At 41.0% G+C, this 23,559-nt stretch carries 18 protein-coding genes; 5 read left to right on the plus strand and 13 right to left on the minus strand.

What is annotated here, in order from left to right:
* Positions 1–63 precede the first annotated feature (63 nt).
* From ubiD to AL038_RS03850, 3 genes are all read right to left on the minus strand, one after another.
* The gene (ubiD, locus tag AL038_RS03840; RefSeq protein WP_062149287.1) at positions 64–1,527 is read right to left on the minus strand and encodes a 4-hydroxy-3-polyprenylbenzoate decarboxylase; all 1,464 of its coding nucleotides are present in this window, start codon (positions 1,525–1,527) and stop codon (positions 64–66) included.
* 101 nt (positions 1,528–1,628) lie between these two features.
* Positions 1,629–2,852, minus strand: coding sequence for a hypothetical protein (locus AL038_RS03845; RefSeq protein ID WP_145917050.1), 1,224 nt, complete (start codon positions 2,850–2,852; stop codon positions 1,629–1,631).
* Positions 2,853–2,912: 60 nt separating this feature from the next.
* On the minus strand, positions 2,913–3,674 hold the full coding sequence (locus AL038_RS03850; protein WP_201800128.1) for a LytR/AlgR family response regulator transcription factor: 762 nt from the start codon (positions 3,672–3,674) through the stop codon (positions 2,913–2,915).
* A 305-nt stretch (positions 3,675–3,979) separates the two neighbouring features.
* Here AL038_RS03850 and AL038_RS03855 point away from each other — a divergent pair, with 305 nt between their 5' ends.
* On the plus strand, positions 3,980–4,375 hold the full coding sequence (locus tag AL038_RS03855) for a DUF7682 family zinc-binding protein (protein ID WP_062149292.1): 396 nt from the start codon (positions 3,980–3,982) through the stop codon (positions 4,373–4,375).
* 59 nt (positions 4,376–4,434) lie between these two features.
* On the opposite strand, the gene rnt is transcribed toward AL038_RS03855, so the two are convergent.
* The 3 genes from rnt to AL038_RS03870 form a co-directional block, all read right to left on the minus strand.
* Positions 4,435–5,064: a ribonuclease T gene (rnt, locus tag AL038_RS03860; RefSeq protein WP_062149295.1), complete on the minus strand. Its 630-nt coding sequence runs from the start codon at positions 5,062–5,064 to the stop codon at positions 4,435–4,437.
* A gap of 6 nt (positions 5,065–5,070) precedes the next feature.
* The gene (gene pyrC / locus AL038_RS03865) at positions 5,071–6,108 is read right to left on the minus strand and encodes a dihydroorotase (protein ID WP_062149298.1); all 1,038 of its coding nucleotides are present in this window, start codon (positions 6,106–6,108) and stop codon (positions 5,071–5,073) included.
* A 280-nt stretch (positions 6,109–6,388) separates the two neighbouring features.
* Entirely contained in the window at positions 6,389–6,952 is a 564-nt protein-coding gene (locus AL038_RS03870) for a thermonuclease family protein (protein WP_101539101.1), read from the minus strand.
* A 271-nt stretch (positions 6,953–7,223) separates the two neighbouring features.
* Here AL038_RS03870 and AL038_RS03875 point away from each other — a divergent pair, with 271 nt between their 5' ends.
* Both AL038_RS03875 and AL038_RS03880 read left to right on the plus strand, forming a co-directional pair.
* A complete protein-coding gene (locus tag AL038_RS03875) occupies positions 7,224–8,213 on the plus strand; it encodes a diguanylate cyclase domain-containing protein (RefSeq protein WP_062149301.1) in 990 nt (329 codons plus the stop codon).
* A 35-nt stretch (positions 8,214–8,248) separates the two neighbouring features.
* Entirely contained in the window at positions 8,249–9,391 is a 1,143-nt protein-coding gene (locus tag AL038_RS03880) for a sensor histidine kinase (protein ID WP_062149304.1), read from the plus strand.
* 35 nt (positions 9,392–9,426) lie between these two features.
* Here the strand turns inward: AL038_RS03880 and AL038_RS03885 are convergent, their stop codons facing one another.
* The 4 genes from AL038_RS03885 to AL038_RS03900 all read right to left on the minus strand — a co-directional run bounded on the left by AL038_RS03885 (position 9,427) and on the right by AL038_RS03900 (position 16,769).
* The gene (locus tag AL038_RS03885; RefSeq protein WP_062149307.1) at positions 9,427–12,666 is read right to left on the minus strand and encodes an efflux RND transporter permease subunit; all 3,240 of its coding nucleotides are present in this window, start codon (positions 12,664–12,666) and stop codon (positions 9,427–9,429) included.
* Positions 12,667–12,678: 12 nt separating this feature from the next.
* The gene (locus tag AL038_RS03890) at positions 12,679–13,767 is read right to left on the minus strand and encodes an efflux RND transporter periplasmic adaptor subunit (protein ID WP_062149310.1); all 1,089 of its coding nucleotides are present in this window, start codon (positions 13,765–13,767) and stop codon (positions 12,679–12,681) included.
* Between the two features lie 240 nt (positions 13,768–14,007).
* The gene (locus AL038_RS03895) at positions 14,008–15,336 is read right to left on the minus strand and encodes a TldD/PmbA family protein (RefSeq protein ID WP_062149312.1); all 1,329 of its coding nucleotides are present in this window, start codon (positions 15,334–15,336) and stop codon (positions 14,008–14,010) included.
* Positions 15,336–16,769 (minus strand): TldD/PmbA family protein, encoded by a 1,434-nt coding sequence (locus tag AL038_RS03900; RefSeq protein ID WP_062149315.1) that lies wholly within the window; start codon positions 16,767–16,769, stop codon positions 15,336–15,338. The genes AL038_RS03895 and AL038_RS03900 overlap by 1 nt, the downstream gene beginning before the upstream one ends.
* A 159-nt stretch (positions 16,770–16,928) precedes the next feature.
* On the opposite strand from AL038_RS03900, the gene AL038_RS03905 reads away from it, so the two are divergent.
* Positions 16,929–18,080, plus strand: coding sequence for a peptidase associated/transthyretin-like domain-containing protein (locus AL038_RS03905; protein WP_062149318.1), 1,152 nt, complete (start codon positions 16,929–16,931; stop codon positions 18,078–18,080).
* Positions 18,081–18,175: 95 nt separating this feature from the next.
* Entirely contained in the window at positions 18,176–19,810 is a 1,635-nt protein-coding gene (locus AL038_RS03910) for a DNA methyltransferase (RefSeq protein WP_062149321.1), read from the plus strand.
* A 155-nt stretch (positions 19,811–19,965) separates the two neighbouring features.
* Here AL038_RS03910 and AL038_RS03915 read toward each other — a convergent pair whose 3' ends face one another.
* The 3 genes from AL038_RS03915 to folE2 form a co-directional block, all read right to left on the minus strand.
* Entirely contained in the window at positions 19,966–20,334 is a 369-nt protein-coding gene (locus AL038_RS03915; RefSeq protein WP_062149324.1) for a hypothetical protein, read from the minus strand.
* 65 nt (positions 20,335–20,399) lie between these two features.
* Positions 20,400–22,394 (minus strand): DUF262 domain-containing protein, encoded by a 1,995-nt coding sequence (locus tag AL038_RS03920; RefSeq protein WP_062149327.1) that lies wholly within the window; start codon positions 22,392–22,394, stop codon positions 20,400–20,402.
* A gap of 241 nt (positions 22,395–22,635) precedes the next feature.
* Entirely contained in the window at positions 22,636–23,448 is an 813-nt protein-coding gene (gene folE2 / locus AL038_RS03925; protein ID WP_062149330.1) for a GTP cyclohydrolase FolE2, read from the minus strand.
* Positions 23,449–23,559 lie beyond the last annotated feature (111 nt).

Below are 23,559 nucleotides of genomic sequence, written 5' to 3' on the forward strand. Positions count from 1 at the left end.
TTTAATTTAATCATAATAAAATTAAGTAACTATGATTATTAAACGCTGCTCAAATTCAGCGTATTAAATACCCAAGTCTTTCCATATAGCATCAACCCGTTGTTTAACCGTGTCCGTCATGGTAATAGGACGACCCCATTCTCGTTGCGTTTCACCTTGCCATTTATTGGTTGCATCAAACCCTATTTTGCCACCCAAGCCTGAGATGGGCGAGGCGAAATCTAAATAATCTATTGGCGTATTTTCAACTAAGGTTGTATCGCGCACAGGGTCCATGCGGGTTGTCATTGCCCAAATCACATCCTGCCAATCTCGCACATTAATATCATCATCGGTAATAATCACAAATTTGGTGTACATAAATTGGCGCAAGAATGACCATACGCCAAACATAACGCGCTTAGCATGTCCTGCATATTGCTTTCTTATACTGACAATCGCCATGCGGTAAGAACACCCTTCTGGCGGAAGGTAAAAATCAGTAATTTCAGGAAATTGTTTTTGCAGAATAGGCACAAATACTTCGTTTAAAGCCACGCCTAAAATCGCAGGTTCATCGGGTGGTCGCCCTGTGTAAGTGCTGTGATAAATAGGATTATGGCGGTGGGTAATGCGTTCTATAGTAAATACGGGAAAATGGTCGACCTCATTATAATAACCCGTGTGGTCACCGAAAGGCCCTTCGGGGGCAGTTTCATTCGGGTAAATATAACCTTCTAAGATAAATTCGGCGGTGGCGGGTACTTGTAAATCATGCGTCATACAGCGGGCAACAATGGTGCGTTTACCGCGCAATAAGCCTGCAAAAGCATATTCGGATAAGCTATCAGGTACAGGGGTAACTGCACCTAATGTTGTCGCAGGGTCTGCTCCTAGCGCGACTGCAATGGGAAACGGTTCAGTTGGATGTGCATTTTTCCATTCTAAATAATCCAACGCACCGCCGCGATGAGATAGCCAGCGCATAATCACTTTATTGCGTCCAATCACTTGTTGGCGATAAATACCTAAGTTTTGACGAACTTTATGCGGCCCTTTGGTAATGACTAATCCCCATGTAATGAGCGGAGCCGCATCTAAAGGCCAGCAGGTTTGAATGGGTAATTGGCTTAAATCTACCGCATCCCCTGCTATTATATTTTCTTGGCAGGGAGGATTTTGTATAACTTTCGCGGGCATATTCAACACTTGTTTAAATAAAGGCAGTTTGTTGAATAAATCACGTACTCCTTTGGGTGGGTCTGGTTCTTTAAGAAAGGCTAAGAGTTTGCCAACTTCGCGCAAATTGCTAACAGATTCTTGTCCCATGCCTAATGCAACCCGTTTAGGTGTGCCAAATAGATTGGCTAACACGGGAATTTTATAGCCTTTGGGCTTGTCAAAAATCAGTGCAGCTCCTGCGGCTCGTAGTGTACGGTCACAGATTTCTGTCATTTCTAAACAGGGGTCTATTTCTAGGCGAATATGCTTTAGTTCGCCTTGTTTTTCTAATTGGCGAGTAAAATCACGCAAATCTTGATAACGCATGAGGGAAATTTAAGTTGATAGTGCGAAAAGTAATAATCAGGACAGGTTATTCTGCAAAATCACCTGTCCTGTGATGATGGGACTTCATTGGCTAAATATCGTTAGAAAGAAGGACATTCACCTTTATTTTTCTTACTTGTCGCTATTTTGTCGCCATTAAATTGGTAAGTCGTACATTGACTACTATCCTCTTTTTCAAACTGCCAAATCTTTGCCGCACCGATGTCGCCATCTTCATTATCAAAAAAGTCGGGTAAGCGTTTCTCATCTTTCAACACTTTTTGCTTGTCTCCCGTCGTTGCTTTGACCAATGTATTGTATTCATCATCATCACTGCTTGTTGCCTCTGTATCTGCCCCTGTTGTTTCTGTTGCCGTTGGCGTAGGCGGTGCAATTTCTGGACGTACCGTTGTTGCAGGGGGGATTGCCGTCGTTGGTGCGGGTGGAATGCTCGTGGTGGTGGGTGTCACTGCGGGCGTGGGAGGCGTAGGTCCTTCTTCCTCATGACGTGTGACGGGTGGCGGTGTGGTGCTGGGTGGTGTGGTGGATACTGGGGTTTTTGGCGGTTCAACGCTTGGTGTAACTGTTGTTGCAGGTGGGGGCGTTTTTACAGGGGTTGTAGGAGTAACATTTGTAGGCGTTTCTATATTAAACAAAGTATCACAATAAATAAACCATGCTTTCACTGTGCGCGTGGCTTTGCTTGCCTCGTTGGTATCGGGGTCTAATATCGTTGCTTCATGCGTATATTTCAGGATGTTCGGATATAGCGTTAGAGCGGCTTGTTTTGAGGTTTTGTAAGTTTCTACCAGTGTCACATTACTAGGGTCATGTTGATGTTGCATACATGCTTGGTCAACGGCTTTGGTTACTTCTGCCTTGGCGTTGTCTAGTTTTTGTAATAGCTCGGCTAAAACGGCTTGTTGCTGTTGAGATCGTTGTTTAATCTCTTCTGCTTGTTTTGCAATCAGGGCTTCACCTTCACCGACTTTGTTCGACAGTTGTTCTTCGCATAGATTGTAGGCTTGGGCAAATGTCTGGTCGACAAAATATTTACCCGTATAACGCTCTGTTGTAGAGTCTTTTAAGGTTGGCTCTATTTTTAGGGAAAAATCGCGGTCACGTTCATAACGGTTGACTAAACTCTGTAAAATGCGTAATGAACCTTGACTTTTAGGGGTTTCCATTTGCAAGCTACGTTCACATGTACTTAATGCCGCTTTAAATTTTTCCACTGCAAGGGGATCTGTTGCGTTGCTTGTTGCGGTATGTAAGAGCGGAACGGCTGTTAATAGTGAAAAGGTAATAGCGCGTTTTAAAGTCATTCTGTGTAAAACTCCCTTGATAACTTGATAATCATGCGTAATCAGTCCTTTATTAATCAATTAGATTGCACAAGGTAATCGCATATCCTTTAAGACTTTGCGGACTGTTGGAAGATGTCGTCGGCTTACTTCTAATAACTTATTGGATGTGCGTAATTTTATTAGGTGTCTTCCTTCCTGATCTTTGACTAAACCTGAAATTTGTACAATAGCAACCAGAGTACCCCGATGAATTCGTAGAAATTGTCCGCTAAATTCTTGTTCTAACTCTTTTAGCGTTTCCCCAATCAGGGCTTCTCCTTGCGTCCAATGTAAAACAACGTATTTCTGGTCAGCACTGCAATATTGAATTTCAATCACAGGAATCATCCGTAATTCATCCCGTACTTTAACGCTAATATGGCTACGTGCTTTGGTTTTGAGCGGTGAAAAAGAAGGTTGATTCACATCGTCTTCAATATTTAATAAGGTTTTGGCACGAATTAAGGCTTGCTCTAAGCGGTCGCGTCGAATGGGCTTCATTAAATAATCAATGGCTTTCTGGTCAAACGCTTCTAGGGCATGGTCACCATAGGCGGTAGTAAAAATAAGCGCGGGTATGGGAGACAGGTGACTTATTTGTCGTGCCGCTTCCATGCCGTCCATGCCGGGCATACGAATATCAAGCAAGACTATATCGGGATGACATAAATTAACAATGGTAACGGCTTCCCGTCCATTGCTCGCTTCGCCGACTACCTCACCTATCCCAATTTCTACCAACAATGCCCGTAGCCGCAACCGTGCAAGCGGTTCATCGTCAACAATGAGAATTTTTATCATGGGTGTATGCCGTTATTAAGGTGATGACAGCAATTATTGCGAATTCAGTGCCATTTTACCGCTAACGCACGTTATCTGAATAAAGACATGACTCAATAATCAATCAACATCGTTTTTGCGGAAATACCATTCATTATATTTGCAAAACCCATTAATGCTATTTAACGCAACGGGTTTATCTTTATTTGTTTAGCCTTATCAAAAAAATGAGGGTAAAGAATAAATTCAACTCGCTGGAGAAACAGCGCATTATCCCCATATAACAAACGGACAGTATTTTAGAACAAATGGAGCAAACTACTTGCATGGCAAAAAAGACATTTCCTTGTGGACATAAAGGCTTAGGACAGTACTGTCATAAATGCCAACAATCCTCAATAGAACACAACAATCAAGAAGCAATCAGGCATGAAAAACAAATTTGGGAACAACAATTCAAAACAGATGCGATTGATTTACGCAAATTACCTCATAAGAACTTAGTTATTAAAGCACGCGCTATTTTAGTCGCGATTAAAGAAGGTCAAGCCTATCAGGTATTCAATGGTAAGCGCATGAACTATGACAGACACATTGTGTCTGTGCCTATTGATAATGATTATCGTATTTTATTTAAGGATGACAAAGATGGTTTAGTGCCTGTTGTTGTACTTTCTCATGAAGAGTACAACACGAAAAAACCGGGTGCATCAAAAATATAATTGGTTATTTATCCTTTATTTTTATAAGGTAAGGCGATGAGGGGATGCTGTCCCCTCTTTCATTGTTCATTGCGGGTTCTAACCCCAATTTTTATGTCCCACAAGTTGACGATAGCACAAAATAAATCTGCTGTTCGTTCTGCGTCATAAATTGCCGAATGGGCTTGGTCGTTGTCCCAGTCAAATCCTGCCATCTGCACCGCGCGGGCTAATACGGTTTGTCCAAATGCTAAACCGCCTAGTGTTGCTGTATCAAAGGCACTAAAGGGGTGAAAAGGATTGCGTTTAGTATTAGTTCGTTCCGTTGCGGCATTAATAAAACTTAAATCAAACGCCGCATTATGCCCTACTAACACCGCACGGGAGCATTTTTGCGCTTTAACGGCCTCACGAATCGGCTTAAATACTTTATGTAAAGCATCCTCTTCAGACAATGCTAAACGAAAGGGATGATATGGATCTATACCTGTAAAAGCGAGCGCGGCAGCATCTAAATTAGCCCCTTCAAACGGTTGTACATGACACGCATGAGTTTCCCCCCGTTGCCAAAAACCTTTTTCATCAACATCTAATGTGACAGCCGCAATTTCTAATAGCGCGTCTCGTTTAGGGTCAAACCCTGCGGTTTCCACATCGACAACGATAGGTAAAAAACCACGAAATCTTTTTGCAATTAATGGATTATACACTTAAAATCAACCTGTTATTAACTGCCATTGAATAGTTTCACCGGCACGCAAAGGAACAACTTCATCATTACCAAATGCCCAATGGGTAGGCATTTGCCAAGCCTGTTTTTTTAAGGTTACTGTGCGTTTATTACGTGGTAACCGATAAAAATCTGCTCCATAAAAACTGGCAAATCCCTCTAATTTATCCAGCGCATTCACCTGTTCAAAGGCTTCTGCATACAATTCTAACGCGGCGGGGGCGGTAAACATTCCGGCACATCCACAGGTTGTTTCTTTTGTATGACGGGCGTGGGGCGCGCTATCAGTCCCTAAAAAGAATTTAGGCGTGCCACTACTTGCCGCTTGGAGTAAGGCTTGACGGTGTTGTTCTCGTTTTAGGATAGGTAGGCAATAATGATGTGGGCGTACGCCACCATTGAATAAGTCATTACGATTCATCAATAAATGATGCGCCGTAATGGTTGCCGCGATATTGTCAGCTTGCGCACTAATATATTCGACGGCTTCCAATGTAGTAATATGTTCCAACACAATGCGTAAAGCGGGAAAGGCTTGAATAATTGGGTCAAGAATATGTTCAATAAATATTTTTTCTCTATCAAACACGTCAACGCTGGCAGTTGTGACTTCCCCATGAATTAAGAGAGGGACATCATACTGTTGCATGGTTTCTAACAAATGCCAAACCTTACGCAAATCTGTAACGCCCGATTCCGAATTAGTGGTTGCACCCGCTGGGTAATACTTAATAGCAACAACCTGTTCGCTTGCTTTTAACCGTACAATTTCATCGGGATTGGTGTTATCCGTCAGATATAAAGCCATCAATGGTTGGAACGTTGCCCCTTCAGGTAACGCACTACAAATGCGTTGTCGATAGGCTTCTGCTTGTGCAAGGGTTGTAATTGGTGGCTTTAAATTTGGCATAATAACTGCCCGAGCGAAACACCGTGCTGTTGCAGAGATAACAGAAGCCATTGCGACACCATCACGGACATGTAAATGCCAGTCATCCGGTTGGGTTAAAGTAATCTGTGTCATCTAAAGTAAGTTACCCATTAAAATTTAAGGGGCTTATTATGCCATGTTCAAACATTTTTCAATATCTGGTCGTATTAAACTACCCGCTTTCTGGTTATCCACGAATCATCACGCCTTTAACTCATTAAAATAGCGCGGGTAGTCCCTGCTCAAGCCTTCATGTATTCAGTCTTGAAAACCTAATAGGACAGATAGCATTCATTAAAACGGATAACACCTTCTGGGGCGGCAGTATCCGTCTGGCTGCATTTATCACATACATCGTTTTATTTGGGTTTAGCTATAACGTCAATTTCCCCGTTATCCACAAATAAGCAACCCCTGCTACGGCTGCTAAAGCGATGATTGCTAGTGTTAAAGGTAACCAAGTCCGCTTAGTACCAGATGCTTTAGCAGATTGAATAGCCTCGCTTTTTTCCTGCTTCTGCTTACGCCATTCCCATGGTGGAATACGTTTAGCCTTAGGCAATGCCCACAATCCTAATTTAGCGTGTTGGGCTTTTTCCGATAACTTTTGAAATTCGGGTTCATTCGCATATTGCACATAAAACCAAGCATGACCGTTTTTAATCATTTCCTCATTTACATAAGTACGCCCCCGAAATACCTTGCCAACAATACGCCCATAACGGTCTTTTGCCGTTTGTTCAATCTTAACGTCTTTGTGCAATACTAAGGCAGTTAAGGCAAGTTTTGCTTCCTCGCCATAAGGTTGTGCTTTTTCTGGGGCATCAATGCTGTCTAAACGCACAGTAATAGATAAACCATTACAATCAGCTTTTAAAGTATCGCCATCAGATACATGAGTGACTTTTGCTTCTATTAATGTTTTTTTTGTATTCATAACGGATTGCTGTAGATAAAAGGGTAGTGCCAAACAAATTAAGGACAAAAAGAAGAAATCTTTTTCATCCTCCGTTTATTAGCTACGGGTGAATAACAGAAATGAAAAATTTTATTTGTTAATGGTTTAATTTACCTATCGTAAACCAAATAACCCTAAAATAAGTGGAACTCGTCTGAAAGTTTACAATAGAAAACCTATAGTTTCTTTAATTAAACGGCTTTGATAAGCTAGTAAGGGTCACTTAACTCTTTTCATTAACGATGTTCTAATGTCAGAAACTCCTACTATTTTAATTGTTGACGATGTCCCTGCTAATGTAGGGGTCTTATTTGATTTTCTATCTAGCAACGGCTTTGAAGTACTGGTTGCGCGCAATGGTGAAAGTGCGTTACAAATTATAGAAACAGCACGTCCACATTTGATTCTACTAGATATAATGATGCCAGGCATTGACGGGTTTGAAACTTGTCGACGGATTAAAGCCAACAAAACAACCAATGAAATCCCTGTTATTTTTATGACTGCATTAACGGATATTGTGGATAAAGTTAAAGGCTTTAAGTTAGGTGCTGTTGATTATGTCACAAAACCGTTTCACCAAGAAGAAGTGCTTGCGAGGGTGAGTACACATCTAAAAATCCACTACTTACAAACAGAACTACAAGATAAAAATAAAGAATTACAAGAAAAAGAAGCCGCTCTGCAAAAAGCAAATAAAGAATTAGCCGATTTAGTTAGCCAAGATGGACTCACACAAATCGCCAACCGCCGACGTTTTGACGAATATTTACAACTCCAATGGGCGCAAATGTTAAGAGTTAATTATCCTTTAACATTAATGATGTGTGATGTTGATTTTTTTAAAAACTACAATGATGAATATGGACATCAAGCCGGTGACGAATGTTTAAAACAAATTGCAACCGCACTAACGCAATGTGTCAAACGTTCTGTTGACCTAGTCGCGCGGTATGGTGGAGAAGAGTTTGCATTAATTCTTCCTAATACAAATCAAGAAGGTGCAATGCGTATTGCTGAAATGATACACCAAGCCATAGCACAACGACAGATAACACATAAAAAATCAAAAATTGCGAATTTTATCACCCTAAGTATTGGGATTAGCAGCGTTATTCCAACAACAGAGAACAATCCACATTTGTTAATTTCTGTTGCAGATAAAGCCTTATATCGCGCAAAAGAACAAGGCAGAAACCAAACTGTTTTTCAGACGTTTGAAATACCTCCCCCTTTATAAATGTTTACTAAACGTTTATTAGCGAAAAATCTATCATGTTAAATAAAGAATTACCTAATATTTTAATCGTTGATGATGTACCCGCAAACGTAGGGATTTTGTTTGAATTTCTCAGCGAAAATGGGTTTGAAGTATTAGTTGCACGTAATGGCGAAAATGCCTTGCAAATTGCTGAATCTATTCATCCTAATCTCATTCTATTAGACATCATGATGCCCGGTATTGATGGTTTTGAAACCTGTCAATATTTAAAAGCCAATCCAAAAACAGCCGATATCCCCGTTATTTTTATGACGGCCTTAGCGGATACTGTTGATAAAATCAAAGGCTTGGAGTTAGGCGCAGTAGATTATGTCACCAAGCCTTTTCATCAAGAGGAAGTGCTAGCACGTATTAATACCCATTTAACTATCCGCCAACTACAACAACAATTAGAAATAAATAATGCTGAGTTAGCCGCGAAAAACCGTGCATTACACGAAAAAAATAGCGAGTTAGATGCGTTTGCACATACAGTTGCCCATGATTTAAAAAACCCGCTTAGTGCAATAATTGGACTAACAGATTTACTCTTAAATACCAACACGCAACTCAGCCCCCAAGCCTTAAATTATTTGAAAATCATGTTTAAGACAGGGGAAAAAATGGTTGATATTATTAACGGTTTATTACTATTAGCCCGTATATCAAAAGAACAAGTACAACAAGAACCCCTTAATATGCAGGTAATTGTAGAAAGTGTTCAACATCGCCTAATGCAACTTTTTCTCAGTCATCAAGGACAAATTATATTGCCCGAGCGATGGGAAACCGCTGTTGGCTATCCACAATGGGTTGAAGAAGTCTGGGCAAATTACATGAGTAATGCTTTAAAATATGGTGGAAAACCACCCTGTTTAGAGCTAGGTTCGACACGTGAGGGGAATTTTGTGCGTTTTTGGGTAAAAGATAATGGGAATGGTTTAACCGCAGAAGCCCAAAGTAAATTATTCGCTGCTTTTTCGCGGGTTACGACAGGGACAGAAGAAGGACACGGTTTAGGTTTATCCATCGTGCAACGAATTATTAATAAATTAGGCGGGGAAATTGGCGTAGAAAGTGAGTTAAACAAAGGTAGCACCTTCTATTTTACCTTACCTACTCAAGCCCATGCTAAAACACAAGGAAACAATACGTAAAGACATGTTTAAACATGTCCTTACGTGCTTAAAATTTATGCGAAGCGTTTGTGCATAAATGCGTAATATAAAATGGGAATGACTACCAGCGTCAACACTGTCGAGACAAACAACCCAAAAATCAATGCAATGGCTAACCCGCTAAAAATCGGGTCATCAATAATGAAAAACGCGCCAACCATTGCAGCTAATCCTGTCAATACGATGGGTTGCGCCCGTACTGCACTAGAACGTATCACTGCCTCTTGAAATGCCATTCCCTCATCAATCTGTTGATTAATAAAATCAACTAACAAGATAGAGTTCCGCACAATAATCCCAGCTAAAGCAATCATGCCTATCATCGATGTTGCCGTAAATTGCGCACCAAGTAACGCATGACCGGGCATTACGCCGATAACCGTCAGGGGAATAGGGGCCATGATAATCAACGGCACAAGATAAGAATGAAACTGTGCAACAACTAACAGATAAATCATAATCATCCCTACCGCATACGCGATACCCATATCACGAAAGGTTTCATACGTTACTTGCCACTCGCCATCCCATTTAATACTGTAACGATAAGGATTTGCAGGTTGTTGAATAAAATACTGGTCTAACTTATATTGTTCCTCAACCGTTAGTTCTTGTAATTGCTCATAAATCGCATACATCCCATATAACGGACTGTCTAACTTGCCCGCCATATCACCCGTCACCATGGTTAAAGGCAATAAGTCTTTGTGATAAATTGCATTTTCTAACTGTGAGACAACAACCTCAGTAAACTCAGACAGGGGAACTAAATTTCCCGTGTTACTCCGCACTCGTAATCCTTTAATGCGTTCAATATCAGCTTTATCTGCTGTGCTATATTCAAAACGAATCGGAATAGGATATTTCACATTAGCATTATGTAAAAAACTCACGTCCGCGCCTTGCAACACGGTTTGAATGGCAGAAACAGCAGCATCTTGGCTCACACCTAATAATGCAGCACGGCTTTGGTCAACACGAACAATCAATTTTGTTTGTGGGGCTTCAATCGTATCGTCAACGTCGATAATGTCGGGCGTTTTTGCAAAAACGGCTCGAATATCTTTTGCAATATTGATTTGTCCCTTATAATCTAATCCATATACTTCAACAACTAATGGCGATTGTACAGGAGGGCCGGGGGGGACTTCGACAATTTTTACATTAGCGTTATATTTCGCGCCAATGGCTTGCAACGGTTCACGCGCGGACAACGCAATTTCATGACTTTTTCGCTGCCGATGATGAGAATCGGTTAAATTAACCTGAATATCGCCAACATTTGCGCCCGAACGCAAATAATATTGACGCACCAAACCATTAAAGCTAATGGGTGCAGAAGTTCCCGCATAAACTTGATAATCACTGACTTCTTCAATTTTTGCCAAGTAACGCCCCAATTCACCTAATACCCGCGCTGTCTGTTCTACACTTGTCCCCTCGGGCATATCCAAGACCACTTGAAATTCTGATTTATTATCAAATGGTAACATCTTAAGCACAACATGTTGCGTGATTGGCAATAACACCGCACCTGCAATCATTGCTAACACAATCAATAACAAGAGCCAGCGTAAACTTGCACGACGTAAAAAAGGACGCATAACCCCATTAAATAAGCGATAAGTTGTCGTTGGTTTTTCATCTTCAACAGGGTGTCCGTCTTGATGTGTTTGGCGATATTTTTCAAACTGCTTGCGCAACACCTTATACGTTAGCCAAGGGGTAAAAACATAAGCCACGGCTAAAGAAATCAACATCCCTAAACTGGCGTTGATTGGAATAGGACTCATATAAGGACCCATTAACCCCGACACAAACGCCATCGGCAATAAGGCAGCGATAACGGTAAACGTTGCTAAAATGGTAGGCCCACCCACTTCATCCACCGCGACAGGAATCGCTTCTAATAGATTTTTCGCCCCTAAATGAATATGACGGTGAATATTTTCCACCACCACAATGGCATCATCGACCAAAATCCCGATAGAGAAAATCAGCGCGAATAATGACACCCGATTTAGGGTAAAACCCCATGCCCACGAGGCAAATAAAGTAATGAGCAAGGTAATAACAACAGCCGTTCCGACGATAAACGCCTCACGCCAGCCCAATGTAATCAAGACCAGCAACACAACGGAACTGGTGGCAAAAATCAATTTACTAATCAGTTTTTTCGCTTTTGCGTCAGCCGTTTCCCCATAATTACGTGTAACCGTAACATGCACATCATCTGGCACAAATACACCGCGCATGGCTTCAAAACGTTCAATTACTTGATTGGCAACTGCAACTGCATTAGTCCCCGGTTGTTTGGCAATGGCAATCGTCACGGCAGGGAATTCACCCTGTTGAGTAATGCCACGTGTGTGTGCAGCCGCGCCTGTACCAAACCAAACGTATTGCTCAGGCTGTGCCGCGCCCAATCTTACATCCGCAACATCATGTAAATAAATTGCTTTTCCATTTTGCATGCCCACCACTAAATCAGCAATTTCTTCAGGTTTAGAGAGAAAATCCCCTGCTTGCACAAGGATTTCTTGATTATCCCGTACCAGACTGCCCGCATTACGGGTGCTATTGCTGGCACTTAACGCATTCGTTAAATCCGTAATAGATAATTGATAACCCGCCAATTTATTAGGGTCTAAGGTAACATGCACTATGCGGTCAGCCCCGCCAACCGTATAAATATCACGGGTTCCATTCACCCGTTTTAGTTCTGATTCAATGGTATGTGCAACATCTTGTAAATCGTAACTACCCCCTTCTTCCGACCATAAGGTCAGGGTAACGATAGGCACATCATCAATCCCTTTGGGTTTTAATAAGGGTGTTCCTACGCCTAAATTTTGTGGTAACCAGTCAGAATTGGAATAAATCGTGTTATATAAGCGGACAATGGCATCGGTACGGGGTTCGCCGACTTTAAATTGCACCGTTAAAACCGCCATACCCGGTCGGGAAACTGAATAAATATGTTCAATCCCTTCAATTTCACTAAATTTTTGTTCTGCGGGGGTTGCCACGATTTGTTCTACATCGCGGACTGAAGCACCGGGAAAGGGAATAAAAACATTAGCAAAGGTAACGTTAATCTGTGGTTCTTCTTCACGCGGGGTCACGGCGATTGCAAACAATCCCAACAACAACCCAACCAATGCCAATAATGGTGTGATTTGTGTCGTTAAAAACTGCTGGGTGATGCGCCCAGAAATGCCCATTGGAGGTTTATCCGTTTGTGCTTGACTCATCTTATGTCCTGCCTACGGGTGAGCGGGGGTTGTTGCAGAAACAGCCCGTTGTGATTTTAATTTAATCGCAGCATCGACTGAATTAGTCGCAATTTGTTCGCCAATTTCTAAACCCGCAAGGACTTCTATCATGTTTAATGATTCTTTTCCTAAACGGATTTGACGCATAAAAACTTGTCCTTTTTCATCAACAACATAAACCGCTCTAATTTCCCCACGATAAGCAACCGCGCTAATGGGTATCATCAAGCGTTGTTCTGTTCCTATATTAAATGCAACTTTCACTAACATTCCGGGATACATCCCATCTACGGCTTCCGCTAATGGCAAACGGACTCGAAAAGTATGCGATTGTGCATCTGCATAAGGCACAACCGTTACTTTATTAACGGTTAAGCGCGGTTTATTTGGCAAACTGTGAATAATGATTGTTGCGGTTTGACTATGACGTATATCAGCCGCTTGGCTTTGTGAAATCGTGGCAATAACACGCAATTCATCTAAAGAAAACCCCGTCATAATGGCCTGACCTACATTCGCAATTTCTCCCGGTTGAATATGGCGTTCTTTCACAATGCCGCTATAGGGGGCGCGAATCGTGGTATATTCCTCCTGTTGAGAAGTGCGTTTATTACCCGCTTGTGCGGTTGCGACGCGCGCTTTTGCAGCATCTAACTCAGCACTGGCTTTTTCCATTTCTGATGCAGAAATGGCTTGTTTTTCAAAAATCTTTTTTGTGCGATTATATGTATCTTGTGCCACTCTTAAATTGGCTTGCGCTTCCCGCAAACCTGCTTCTCCTTGTGCAACGCTTGCTTTTTGTTCAATCGATTTAAGCTTTGCGATAATCATATCTTTTTTCACAAAATCATCGACATCAAAATACACTTCTTGCACTTGTCCCGATGTTTGCGCAGCAATAGTTGCTTCATTAACAGCTTCAATCACACCATCTACAACGACTTCTTTTGCTATTTGTTGATAGACAACGGGTAAAGTTTGTAAATGAATATCCTTATTTTCTGCATAACTTGCAGAATTTACACCTAATCCAAGACATATCAACAGAGATAACCGTTGTATGAGGGGGGAATTTAACATTTTTCGTTGCTCCTTATCGTCTTGCCAAAACTGCTATTATTTGCAGAATAATAACATAAGTATTTTAGCATTTTCTAATATTGCGATTTTTTATCGCACGTTTGCCTATTTTAATAATCACAGCCCTTTAGATAAAGAGCAGTACTTGAGGGAAAAAGACAATTATAATAATTAGTTGTATGAAGATTTATAGGGTTTAGTATTTTTTATAAGCCCCCAACATTTTGAGGGCTAATCCAACTATAGTGTAAACCGCACTCCCTCCACCAATGCCCCCGCTAAACACATCGTGCTATTTGCCCGTTTGTCGTAAGTATCTGCATCGATGATTAATTCACGTTCTATTGTCAGCGCAATCAACTGTTTTCCCAATAGATTATAAATTGTTTCATCAAAACGCATCACATTTAATGGCGCGACAATTTCACCATTTTCTACCCAAAAAGTTGCAAAACGGGTCATGCCTGTAATTCTGCCTGCGGGACGATCAGAGTAGTTTAAATACCAGAGATTATTAATATAAATTCCTGTATCTAAAGCCTTTAATACGTAGGCTTGAGGAAAGTTGCCCGCTTGCATCTCTAAGGATAAAGGCATTTCCTCATCATTTGCACCATTAGCAGGCAGATGATATTGCTTGGCAGAGCGAGGGGATACAAGGCTCTGTGCAAATTTACCCGCTTTGATTAAAGGCACTTGCGCGGGTTTAATAAAGCCTGCATTTTGAAAATCGGGTGCAATGCCACTGGCAGTATTTTCAGTAAGCGTTAGTCCCGCATGTAAACGATATTCCATAGGATTATCAATGAGACGTTGTAGCGGGCTGTGTTTGGTACGTTGCGATTTCGCGCCAAATCCACCCCAGCACAGCACTTGCATAATGCTGGATAATGCAGTTGGAGAGAGATAAACCCGATATTCTCCGCGCGGAATGGTGCGGGCGGGATAGCTTAGGCGATGTAATTGTTGTTTGACCGTCTCCATTTTTTTGGCAAACGTGGCATTGTCCCAGATGAAACCCGCGTAGGCAGACTTAACCGCTTTATCTTGGTTATGGTAACAACTCCAGTCGGTATTAAAGCTGTAGCTACTGTGCCAATTGCGTTGTCCTAAACTGTTAGCAAAGCCACGAAAAATCCCACCTGATGCGTAAATTCCAACAAAATCTAAGCCTTGCACTGTGCTTAAAATGGTATCGAGTGCATCATTAGTGCGCGGTAAAGTATTATTTGCAAGGTGTTCGCTGTTATGAACCGTTGTCGAGTAGAGTTGATAAGGGTCTTCGGGTGTATGGGGTAATTGTTGGCGCAGTTGGGCAAGCGTCTCGCTAAGATGCGCACTGTCAATTGCTAAGTCATTACTTAAAGTGATATTCGTTTGGCTGGTGCGTTGTCCTTGTACTAATGACAGGGATAAATAGGCTTGTTTAACATTACCCGCTTGGCGAATTTTTCCCTGATTGAAACGAATAAAATCAGAGTCTTCCCCTTCATAAGTGCAAAGATAGGTTTCACCTGTTTGTAGTTGCTTTTCTATGGTGTCTGCTAAAGCGTAGAAATACGTTTGCATTACGCGCCCCCAAAAACGTCGATATTACTGAATAAACAAGCAGGGGTTGCATGTCCAACTCGAATCAGTTGATTGGGTTCTCCCTTGCCACAATAAGGCACGCCTAACACTTGAAAAGTATCTGCATTGCCAACCGCTTGTAAATTACGCCAAAAAGTAGCGGAAATGCCTCGATAATTGGGGTTTTTCACGACATCGGTCAATTGTCCATTATCTATAAGCTGTCCCCATTCGCAACCAAATTGAAATTTATTGCGCGAGTCATCTATAGACCATGAAACATTACTTTGCATAAGAATACCGCGTTCTGTCCGCGCTATCATGTCAGCAAGACTACTGTCACCTGTTTCTAAATTAATATTTGCCATACGGTCTATGGGAGGACGATTCCAACTGCTCGCGCGGGCATTAGCAACACCCGACATTTGCGCCCGTGCTTGTGAGCTGGTACTACCCAGAGGATTGATAAGTATGCCTTCACGGATTAAATAGGTTTTATCCGCCGCTAACCCTTCATCATCGTAGCAAAAACTGGCAAATTCACCCCTTACCGTTGGGTTATAAGTCACATTGAGTAAGGATGAGCCATATTGGTAGTGTCCAAACATCTCTTGTGTGACAAAACTTGTGCCTGCATAGTTACGCTCATCACCAAGAATTCTATCTAATTCTAAAGGATGTCCTATTGACTCATGGATTTGTAAAACCATTTGGTCGGGCATCAGCAGAACATCGCGGGTATCCGTAGGACAATTAGGTGCTGTAAGGAGTTGCAAGGCCTCTTCGGCTAAACGATGTCCGCTACGATGAAAACCCATCTCAGCCAGCACTTCTAATCCACCTTGGCGGGCAAAAACTTGTCCACCAAAACTGCGCCGTTGGGTATCCATGCCCGCGTTGGCAGTCACACTGATGTTAGGAATAATCAGGTGCGTTGTCTGATAGACATGTCCCCCTTGATTCGTTAAATAAAGTTGTTCCGTATTGACCGACCATAATTCAGCTTCCCAATCGACAATCCGTTCATCTATTTTACAATGTTGGGATTCCTCCTGAAGCAGTGCATATTTTTCCTGCAAATTCAATGTTTCCCATGCTTGTCCGACAGGGCTGTGATATTCCCCTTGCTGATGCGACATAACGACGCTATCCAACCCTGTAACCAAACGTCCGCGTGTGCATTCTGCCCAATCGCAGGCTTGTTGAATGGCGCGCTTCAAGCCTGTTTCACTCAAATCGCTGGTTGCGGCGTAACCTAACCCGCCATTGTGCATGACGCTTATCATCACGCCCGCGTCTATCCACCGTTGTGGTGGTTCGGCAATATCTTGGCGAACAATTAATTTTTCACTGCGTTCTGCGACATAGCGCAACGCGCAAAAGTCCACAGGTGGCAAAAGTTGGTTAAAACGGTGTTGCAATAGTTCCCGCATAGGACAGCCCTTTTGTGCTTTTTATGGTTTGAATAATGTGAGCCACATATCAAATTAATTCAATCTATTAAATAGGTAAATACCCATATAGCTTGTTATTATTCTTAAGATTCCATATAGTTAATTTAATCGTATTACACTATTTTTTAGGACATTATTATGTTATCCAGACACTTTTTAGTGAATTGTCTGACAGTATTTTTATTGCTGTTAAGTGGGATTATGCCCCCCGCGTATGCACAAACAAATATTAACTTTCAGGAAGCGCAAGGCACAGGTATAAATGCAGATACCTTGCAAATTAAAAATATGCGTGTTGATTTAACCATTCCTGACCCAGCCAACCCCGCTATCTCCAAGAATGTCAGTTCTTATTACAATATTACCTTTCGTTTTGACCCTGTTACCCTGCATTTTGTGCCAATTTTAGAGAGTATGAGTGCAAATTGCGCGTCTTTTCTAGTGCGGGTGCTTAACTCACAAACGGCAACGCCATTACTTACCGCGCATGTGCTTATTAATGGCGAGGATAAAATCGTCGATACAAATGGCTTTGTTCAATTTGATAATGTGACTTCAGGTCAACAGATTGTCACTGTGAGTGCAGAAGGGTTTGAAAACAGCTATCAAGAAATTACCGTACAATGTGGGACAAATCCACAAGTTGACGCTTCTTTACATCCCATTACCGCATCAACGCCTACAACAGGTGGAGAAGAACCCGTTATTGATACCCCTGAACCGAGTGTACCAACAGAAGAGCCAACGCCACCCATTATTGAACCTCCCCCCATCGTTGTAGATGTTCCGCAACTTATTCGCATTCAACTAGATTGGGGTGAAACACCGCGCGATTTAGACGCACATCTAACAGGGCCAGAACCGGGATTAGCCGCTTCTTATGGGAATGATCAAGACCGTTTTCACTTGTACTTTGCAAATAAAGAAACCAGCATTGCAAAACTAGATACTGGCGAATTTAGTAATACAAAACCAGAAGTTATTACAATTTTTCCTGCTGTTGGGGCGCATCAACTGCGAGCAGGTTCTTATCGTTTTGTGGTACATCATTTTGCAGGAGCGGGGAGCATCACAACAGCGGATGCACAAGTCCGTTTATGGATAGGTAATCAGGCAGAACAGCTATTTACACCAACAATAGAGGGTGCGAATATCCTTGCTAATGCGAGTACGGATGTATGGATTGTTTTTGAACTATTGGTTAAAGAAGATGGAACAGTAACGGTTATTCCCATTCAACACTATGACACAGGATTTAATCCAAGTTCGGTACGAAGTGCTGGCGGATAGTTTGCTGAATAACGGTTAAATTGGACACGGATACCATTGCTTCAAGCGATGGTATCCGTTTGAGCAAATCGGCTAAAGAAAATGAGCCTTCATAAATGAAAAATCAAATTTACTACGGCGATAACCTAGATGTTTTACGCCGTTACATCAAAGATGAAAGCGTCGACTTGTGTTATATCGACCCGCCTTTTAATTCAAAACGCAATTACAACCAAATCTATAACAACATTGGCAAAGAAGACGCAGCCCAAGCACAAGCCTTTATCGACACTTGGACATGGGACGACAACGCGAATATCGGGCTTGCTGAAATCCAAAGTAATTATAACGGCGTTTTCACCGAACAAAGCATTGACTTGATAACGGGACTTGAAAAGGTTCTGAAAAAAGGGGCGTTATTAGCGTATTTAGTAAGCATGACACTGCGAATTGCTGAGATTCACCGCGTATTAAAACCAACGGGAAGTTTTTATCTGCATTGTGACCCAACCGCTAGCCATTATTTGAAATTGGTGATTGATGCAATTTTTTGTGCTAAAGGTGGGGATTTTCAAAACGAAATTATTTGGGAAAGAACAAATGCACACAACATGAAAACTAAGGCTTATGTACGTTCAAATGACACTATTTTCTTCTATACAAAATCTAGTAACTTTTTATTCAATACACAATTTACAGATTATGGCGAACAACAGTTAAAACGTTTTAAAGCTGATGAGAAAGGCAGGCTTTATAAAGCAGAAAATCTTACCTTTTCAAGTGCTAATCCTAGTCGACAATTCCAGTGGCGTGGCTCAAAACCACCAGCCCACCGTTCTTGGGGCGCGTCTTTAGAACAATTAGAAAAGTGGTATGAAGAAGGTCGCATACTATTGAAAAAAGACGGTACTCCTAGACTTGATGGCTTAAAAATTTATTTAGATGATACGCAAGGTAAACCTGTTACAAGTAATTGGACTGATATTAACCGTATTGGTAATACTTCATCTGAACGTATGGGTTATCCCACCCAAAAACCCGAAGCACTGCTTGAACGCATCATCAAAGCCAGTTCTAACGAAGGTGATGTTATTTTAGATGCTTACTGTGGTTGTGGAACAACCGTAGCTGTAGCTCAAAAACTCAAACGTCAGTGGATTGGGATTGATATTACTTATCAGAGTATTGCCCTTATTCTCAAACGTTTAGAAGACCAAGATGCAGGCGCGTTGGATAATGTGCTTATCGCAGGTGTGCCTAAAGATTTTGAAGCTGCTGAGGCTTTGGCCAATCGTAAAGATGACCGCACCCGCAAAGAGTTTGAAAAGTGGATTGTACTCACTTACTCGAAAAATAGGGCGATTATCAAGGAGCAGAAAGGTGGTGATGATGGAATCGATGGGGTTGCTTATATTCCTGAAAGTACAACAGAAAATAGTAAAGTTTTGTTTAGTGTGAAATCTAATAAAAAGCTAACGCCTGCGGTGGTTCGGGAACTATTCGGTACAGTAGAACGGGAAAAAGCGGCTTGCGGCATTTTGTTGACGCTATATCCAATGCCAAATTTAGTGAAAGAAAGCAAGAAATATGGGGTTTATCGTAACCAGTTTACGGGCAATGAATATCCGAAAATACAGGTTATTTGTGTGCAAGAAATATTCGAGGGTCAATTAATTAATTTGCCAAACGTACATAAAGTGTTGAAGAAAGCGGAACAACATGCTGAGCAAATGGATTTACTGGATAATTAACCTCAGCAATATTTTATAAATTCAACCTCGCCAAACTCAAGTTAAATTAACCCGAGTGCGGCGATTCTAAGATTGAAGCTGTTTTATTCCGTCATCGTAGCGGTGCTTTCTTGGCGCGACCTCTTTTACAATAAAAACAGCCGTGTTTGGGTTGACTATAAGCCCAATGGCAAATTTTTTTTAGAGAAGAGCTTCTCTTTTTCTTCGAGCGTCATCTTCATCATCAAAGCGTTTTCATGTAACCGTTTTTCTACTTCTGCGGGAGAAATGAGCGGCTTTTCCTTAAAAAACCAAAATAGACAAGTTTTCCACATCATTAAAAAAACATTCACTAATAATAAGATTATTAGCAAAGGAAATAAAACGAAAAGTATCAAAGAGAACAAATAAATAGAGGTATCTTTTTTCCAGACAACCCGTTCCGTAAAGTAGATAGGATCATGCGTTTTAATCAAAATACATATCCTCTGACTTCTACTTGTTTGTAATTGAACTACATTATCATGAAATAAAGAAATGCTCATAAAACTGTCCTAAAACAATATAAAGTAGATTACCCATTTTTATCTAGGCAGGACTCATAAAACTTTTAGGAAACAAATTCAACTTGCCAATCATCTGATGGATAGTCTAGGTATGCAATGGCTTGTTTACAAAGACGATATATATGTTCCGCACTTAAATTAACTTCTATGTAATAGCCATTTATTAGCTTTTCACTGCGTCGTGCTGCATTTTCTTGCTTGCAAATAAGTTGAGATAAACGGTTAGCTAATTCTTCAAACCGTTCGCCTTCCTCTTTAGCAATAAAATTGAACGTTTGTACTAAAACATCACGCCATTGTTTTACGGGCAATATTTCCCCTTTAATCAGTAAACATACAGGTTTGCTACCCGTAATTTCTTGGTTTTTGCGAGTGGTGGCAGGTTTATTACCAATATACGCCCAAATCGTTAATGCACGCACCGCAAGCATTTCTGAACGTTGTTTAATCTGTTCTTCATTCCATTCAGAAATATTTGCAAAATAGTGATTTAGCTCTAAGTGGCTATCTGCAAATAGCTTTTTCTTTTCAAAAAACGCGTTATTGGATAATTCACCGTTATAGGCGGTGAGGGTTAAATTACCCAATGTATGTAGATATAAACTATGTGTTACTTCCCAGTTTTCACCAAGTTCTTTTTGCCACGCGCTTCCTTTTATGGTCTGTGGCATCACATGTTCAATAGTTAATCCTTCATAATCAATGGATTCTTTATGTCCATAACTTGCTTCTAACGATTCTAGGATTAGTTTGCTACGTTCACGCGATTCGCTCGCACTGTAAAAATTAGCGGTCATTAGTTCTTCTTTGAACTTTCCGTCATCTGGGTAGTCTTTTGTGCGTAATACTTCAGCAACACCTTTAATAAAATCAGTCGGAAAGTTACGACAGGCATCACGATAGACTGAGGGGAAAATTTTATTTAGCGAATTACTCGCAATACTACAAACAGAACGGCGGATGATTATATTTTCTATGAGATGTAAAACTTGACAGAATTCATCTTCATTTAACTTTTTTTGCGCATAGTCATGGTAACACTTTAATAAAAAAGGATATGCAACGGTTACTTCAATCCGTTTAATGCGTGTGAGTGCCTGTCTTATCTTTGTAATAGGCTCGTCTTGAGGATAAAGAATCTTATGGTAATAACTGGCATAACAGGCGATTTCTTTTAAACTCTCGATAATTTCTTTTTTATTATCGTCAACCCATGTTTTTAATGCCATATAGACATCCGTTTTTCGCACATTACTGGCTTTAATTGCGATGAGGTAGTGGCGAATATATTCGGTGAGTGCTTCGCCTAGTGCATCTTGCATGGGTTTCCAATAATGTTCAAAAACCGTTTCTTGTCTTTCTACGGCAATACGCATAAAAAAGTAGTTACGGATTAAATCGGCTTGTGTCAATGGTTTACCGCGTGCATTTAGGCTTTCAAAGACAAGATGAGGGTTTTCATTGGGGTCTAAAACAATGCTTACAACGATAAGCTGATGGCTGATGATTTGACTTAATTTTTCTAAATTTTCTACAGTAGCCAGCTTTTTCTCGAAAAAGCGGTAGCATCTTACAATTCGGCTATTTTCTAATGCTTCCGTTATGGGTTCTCGATCAATCAGCGTTCGGAATGCGGCACAATCTTGCTGTGTAGGTTGTAAACGATAGAATTCACTGTTTTTAGAAAATTTATTTACTAATTGCTGTTCATGAATTTTATTTGCAAGTTGGGCATCGTTTGTTTTATCACGAATAACCGTTAGTAAAAGAAATAAGGTTGTTAAACGCTGTTGACCATCAATAAGCAAGTATTGCGTAACACCATGAGGGATTACGTTGGCGGGAATCGTTACAATTGCGCCTAGAAAATGGGTTTTGTGTTTACCCTCTTCATCCACTTCAAATAAACCTGATAAGTCATCCCATAAATCACCCCATTCTTTTTTATCCCAGCTATATGTCCGTTGAAAAAGGGGGACAATAAATTGTTGTTCTGCTCTACCTATGATTTGTTGTAAATGGGTTTCGTGTGCTTTCATAATATGTTCATTATTAGATGGATAAAAATCTCGTAATTATAACATAATGATAATCCAAAGTATGAGAGGAAAAGGCTTAATTAAAAAAGTGTTAGGAGGCGTTCAGCCAGATATTTACTCTTCGCCTTCAAAGAAGGCTTATTGACTTGCTGAGTGTAGGCAATAAGCCCCGCGATGATATTGATTATAAACCCCAAAATACGGCGAAGCGGATGGGGTTTATTGTTTGATGGTACGCAATCTATTTGCGTTTATCCCGCTCAATCAGTGCATAGGCTGAGTGATTATGAATAGATTCAAAATTTTCTGATTCTACGGTGTACGCTAGAATCCGTGATTCTGCATTTAAACGTGCAGCAACATCGCGCACGACATCTTCTACAAATTTGGGGTTTTCATACGCCCGTTCTGTCACGGCTTTTTCATCAGGACGTTTTAATAAACCAAATAATTCAGAAGAGGCTTCTGCTTCAACCATTTCAATGATTTCTTCTATCCATACCGTTGCTTGTGTTTTTACAGCAACCGTAATATGGGCGCGTTGATTGTGTGCGCCATATTCAGAAATCTCTTTAGAACAAGGACATAAACTTGTAACAGGGACAAGCACTTGCGTGGTTTGTGTGGTAATGCCGTTTTGATAATCACCGGTGAGTGTCACGGTGTAGTCAAGTAAACTTTTCACGCCTGTGATGGGTGCGGCTTTGTTCACAAAGTAGGTAAATTGGGTTTCTATAAATCCTTGTTCTGCCTCTAAGCGCTTTGTCATTTCTGCCAAAAGTGTAGGGAAGGTTTCCACACTGAGCGGCGTTTCTAATTCGTTAAGTAGTTTAACAAACCGTGACATGTGCGTGCCTTTGTTATCCGCAGACAGCATAACGTACATATTAAAGGTTGCAATTGTCGGCTGGCTACGTTTTGCGCGGTCGCTGATGCAAATGGGATGGCGAATGGATTTTATGCCGACTTTGTTGATGACTAATTGGCGCGTGTCTTTATAGCGTTGTGTGTCAGGAATAGATAAGTCGGGAATCGAAGTAAGCGGTTTGTTCATGCAAGTCAATTTATATAGGGAGGGAATAAGGTATTTTTATTGTTGTCATGGCGGGCTGTTTCAATATCTTGTGTATTTTAATGAGGGGTGCGAATACTTTCGCACCGGTCT

Source organism: Beggiatoa leptomitoformis (assembly GCF_001305575.3).
GTDB classification, from domain to species: Bacteria; Pseudomonadota; Gammaproteobacteria; order Beggiatoales; family Beggiatoaceae; genus Beggiatoa; species Beggiatoa leptomitoformis.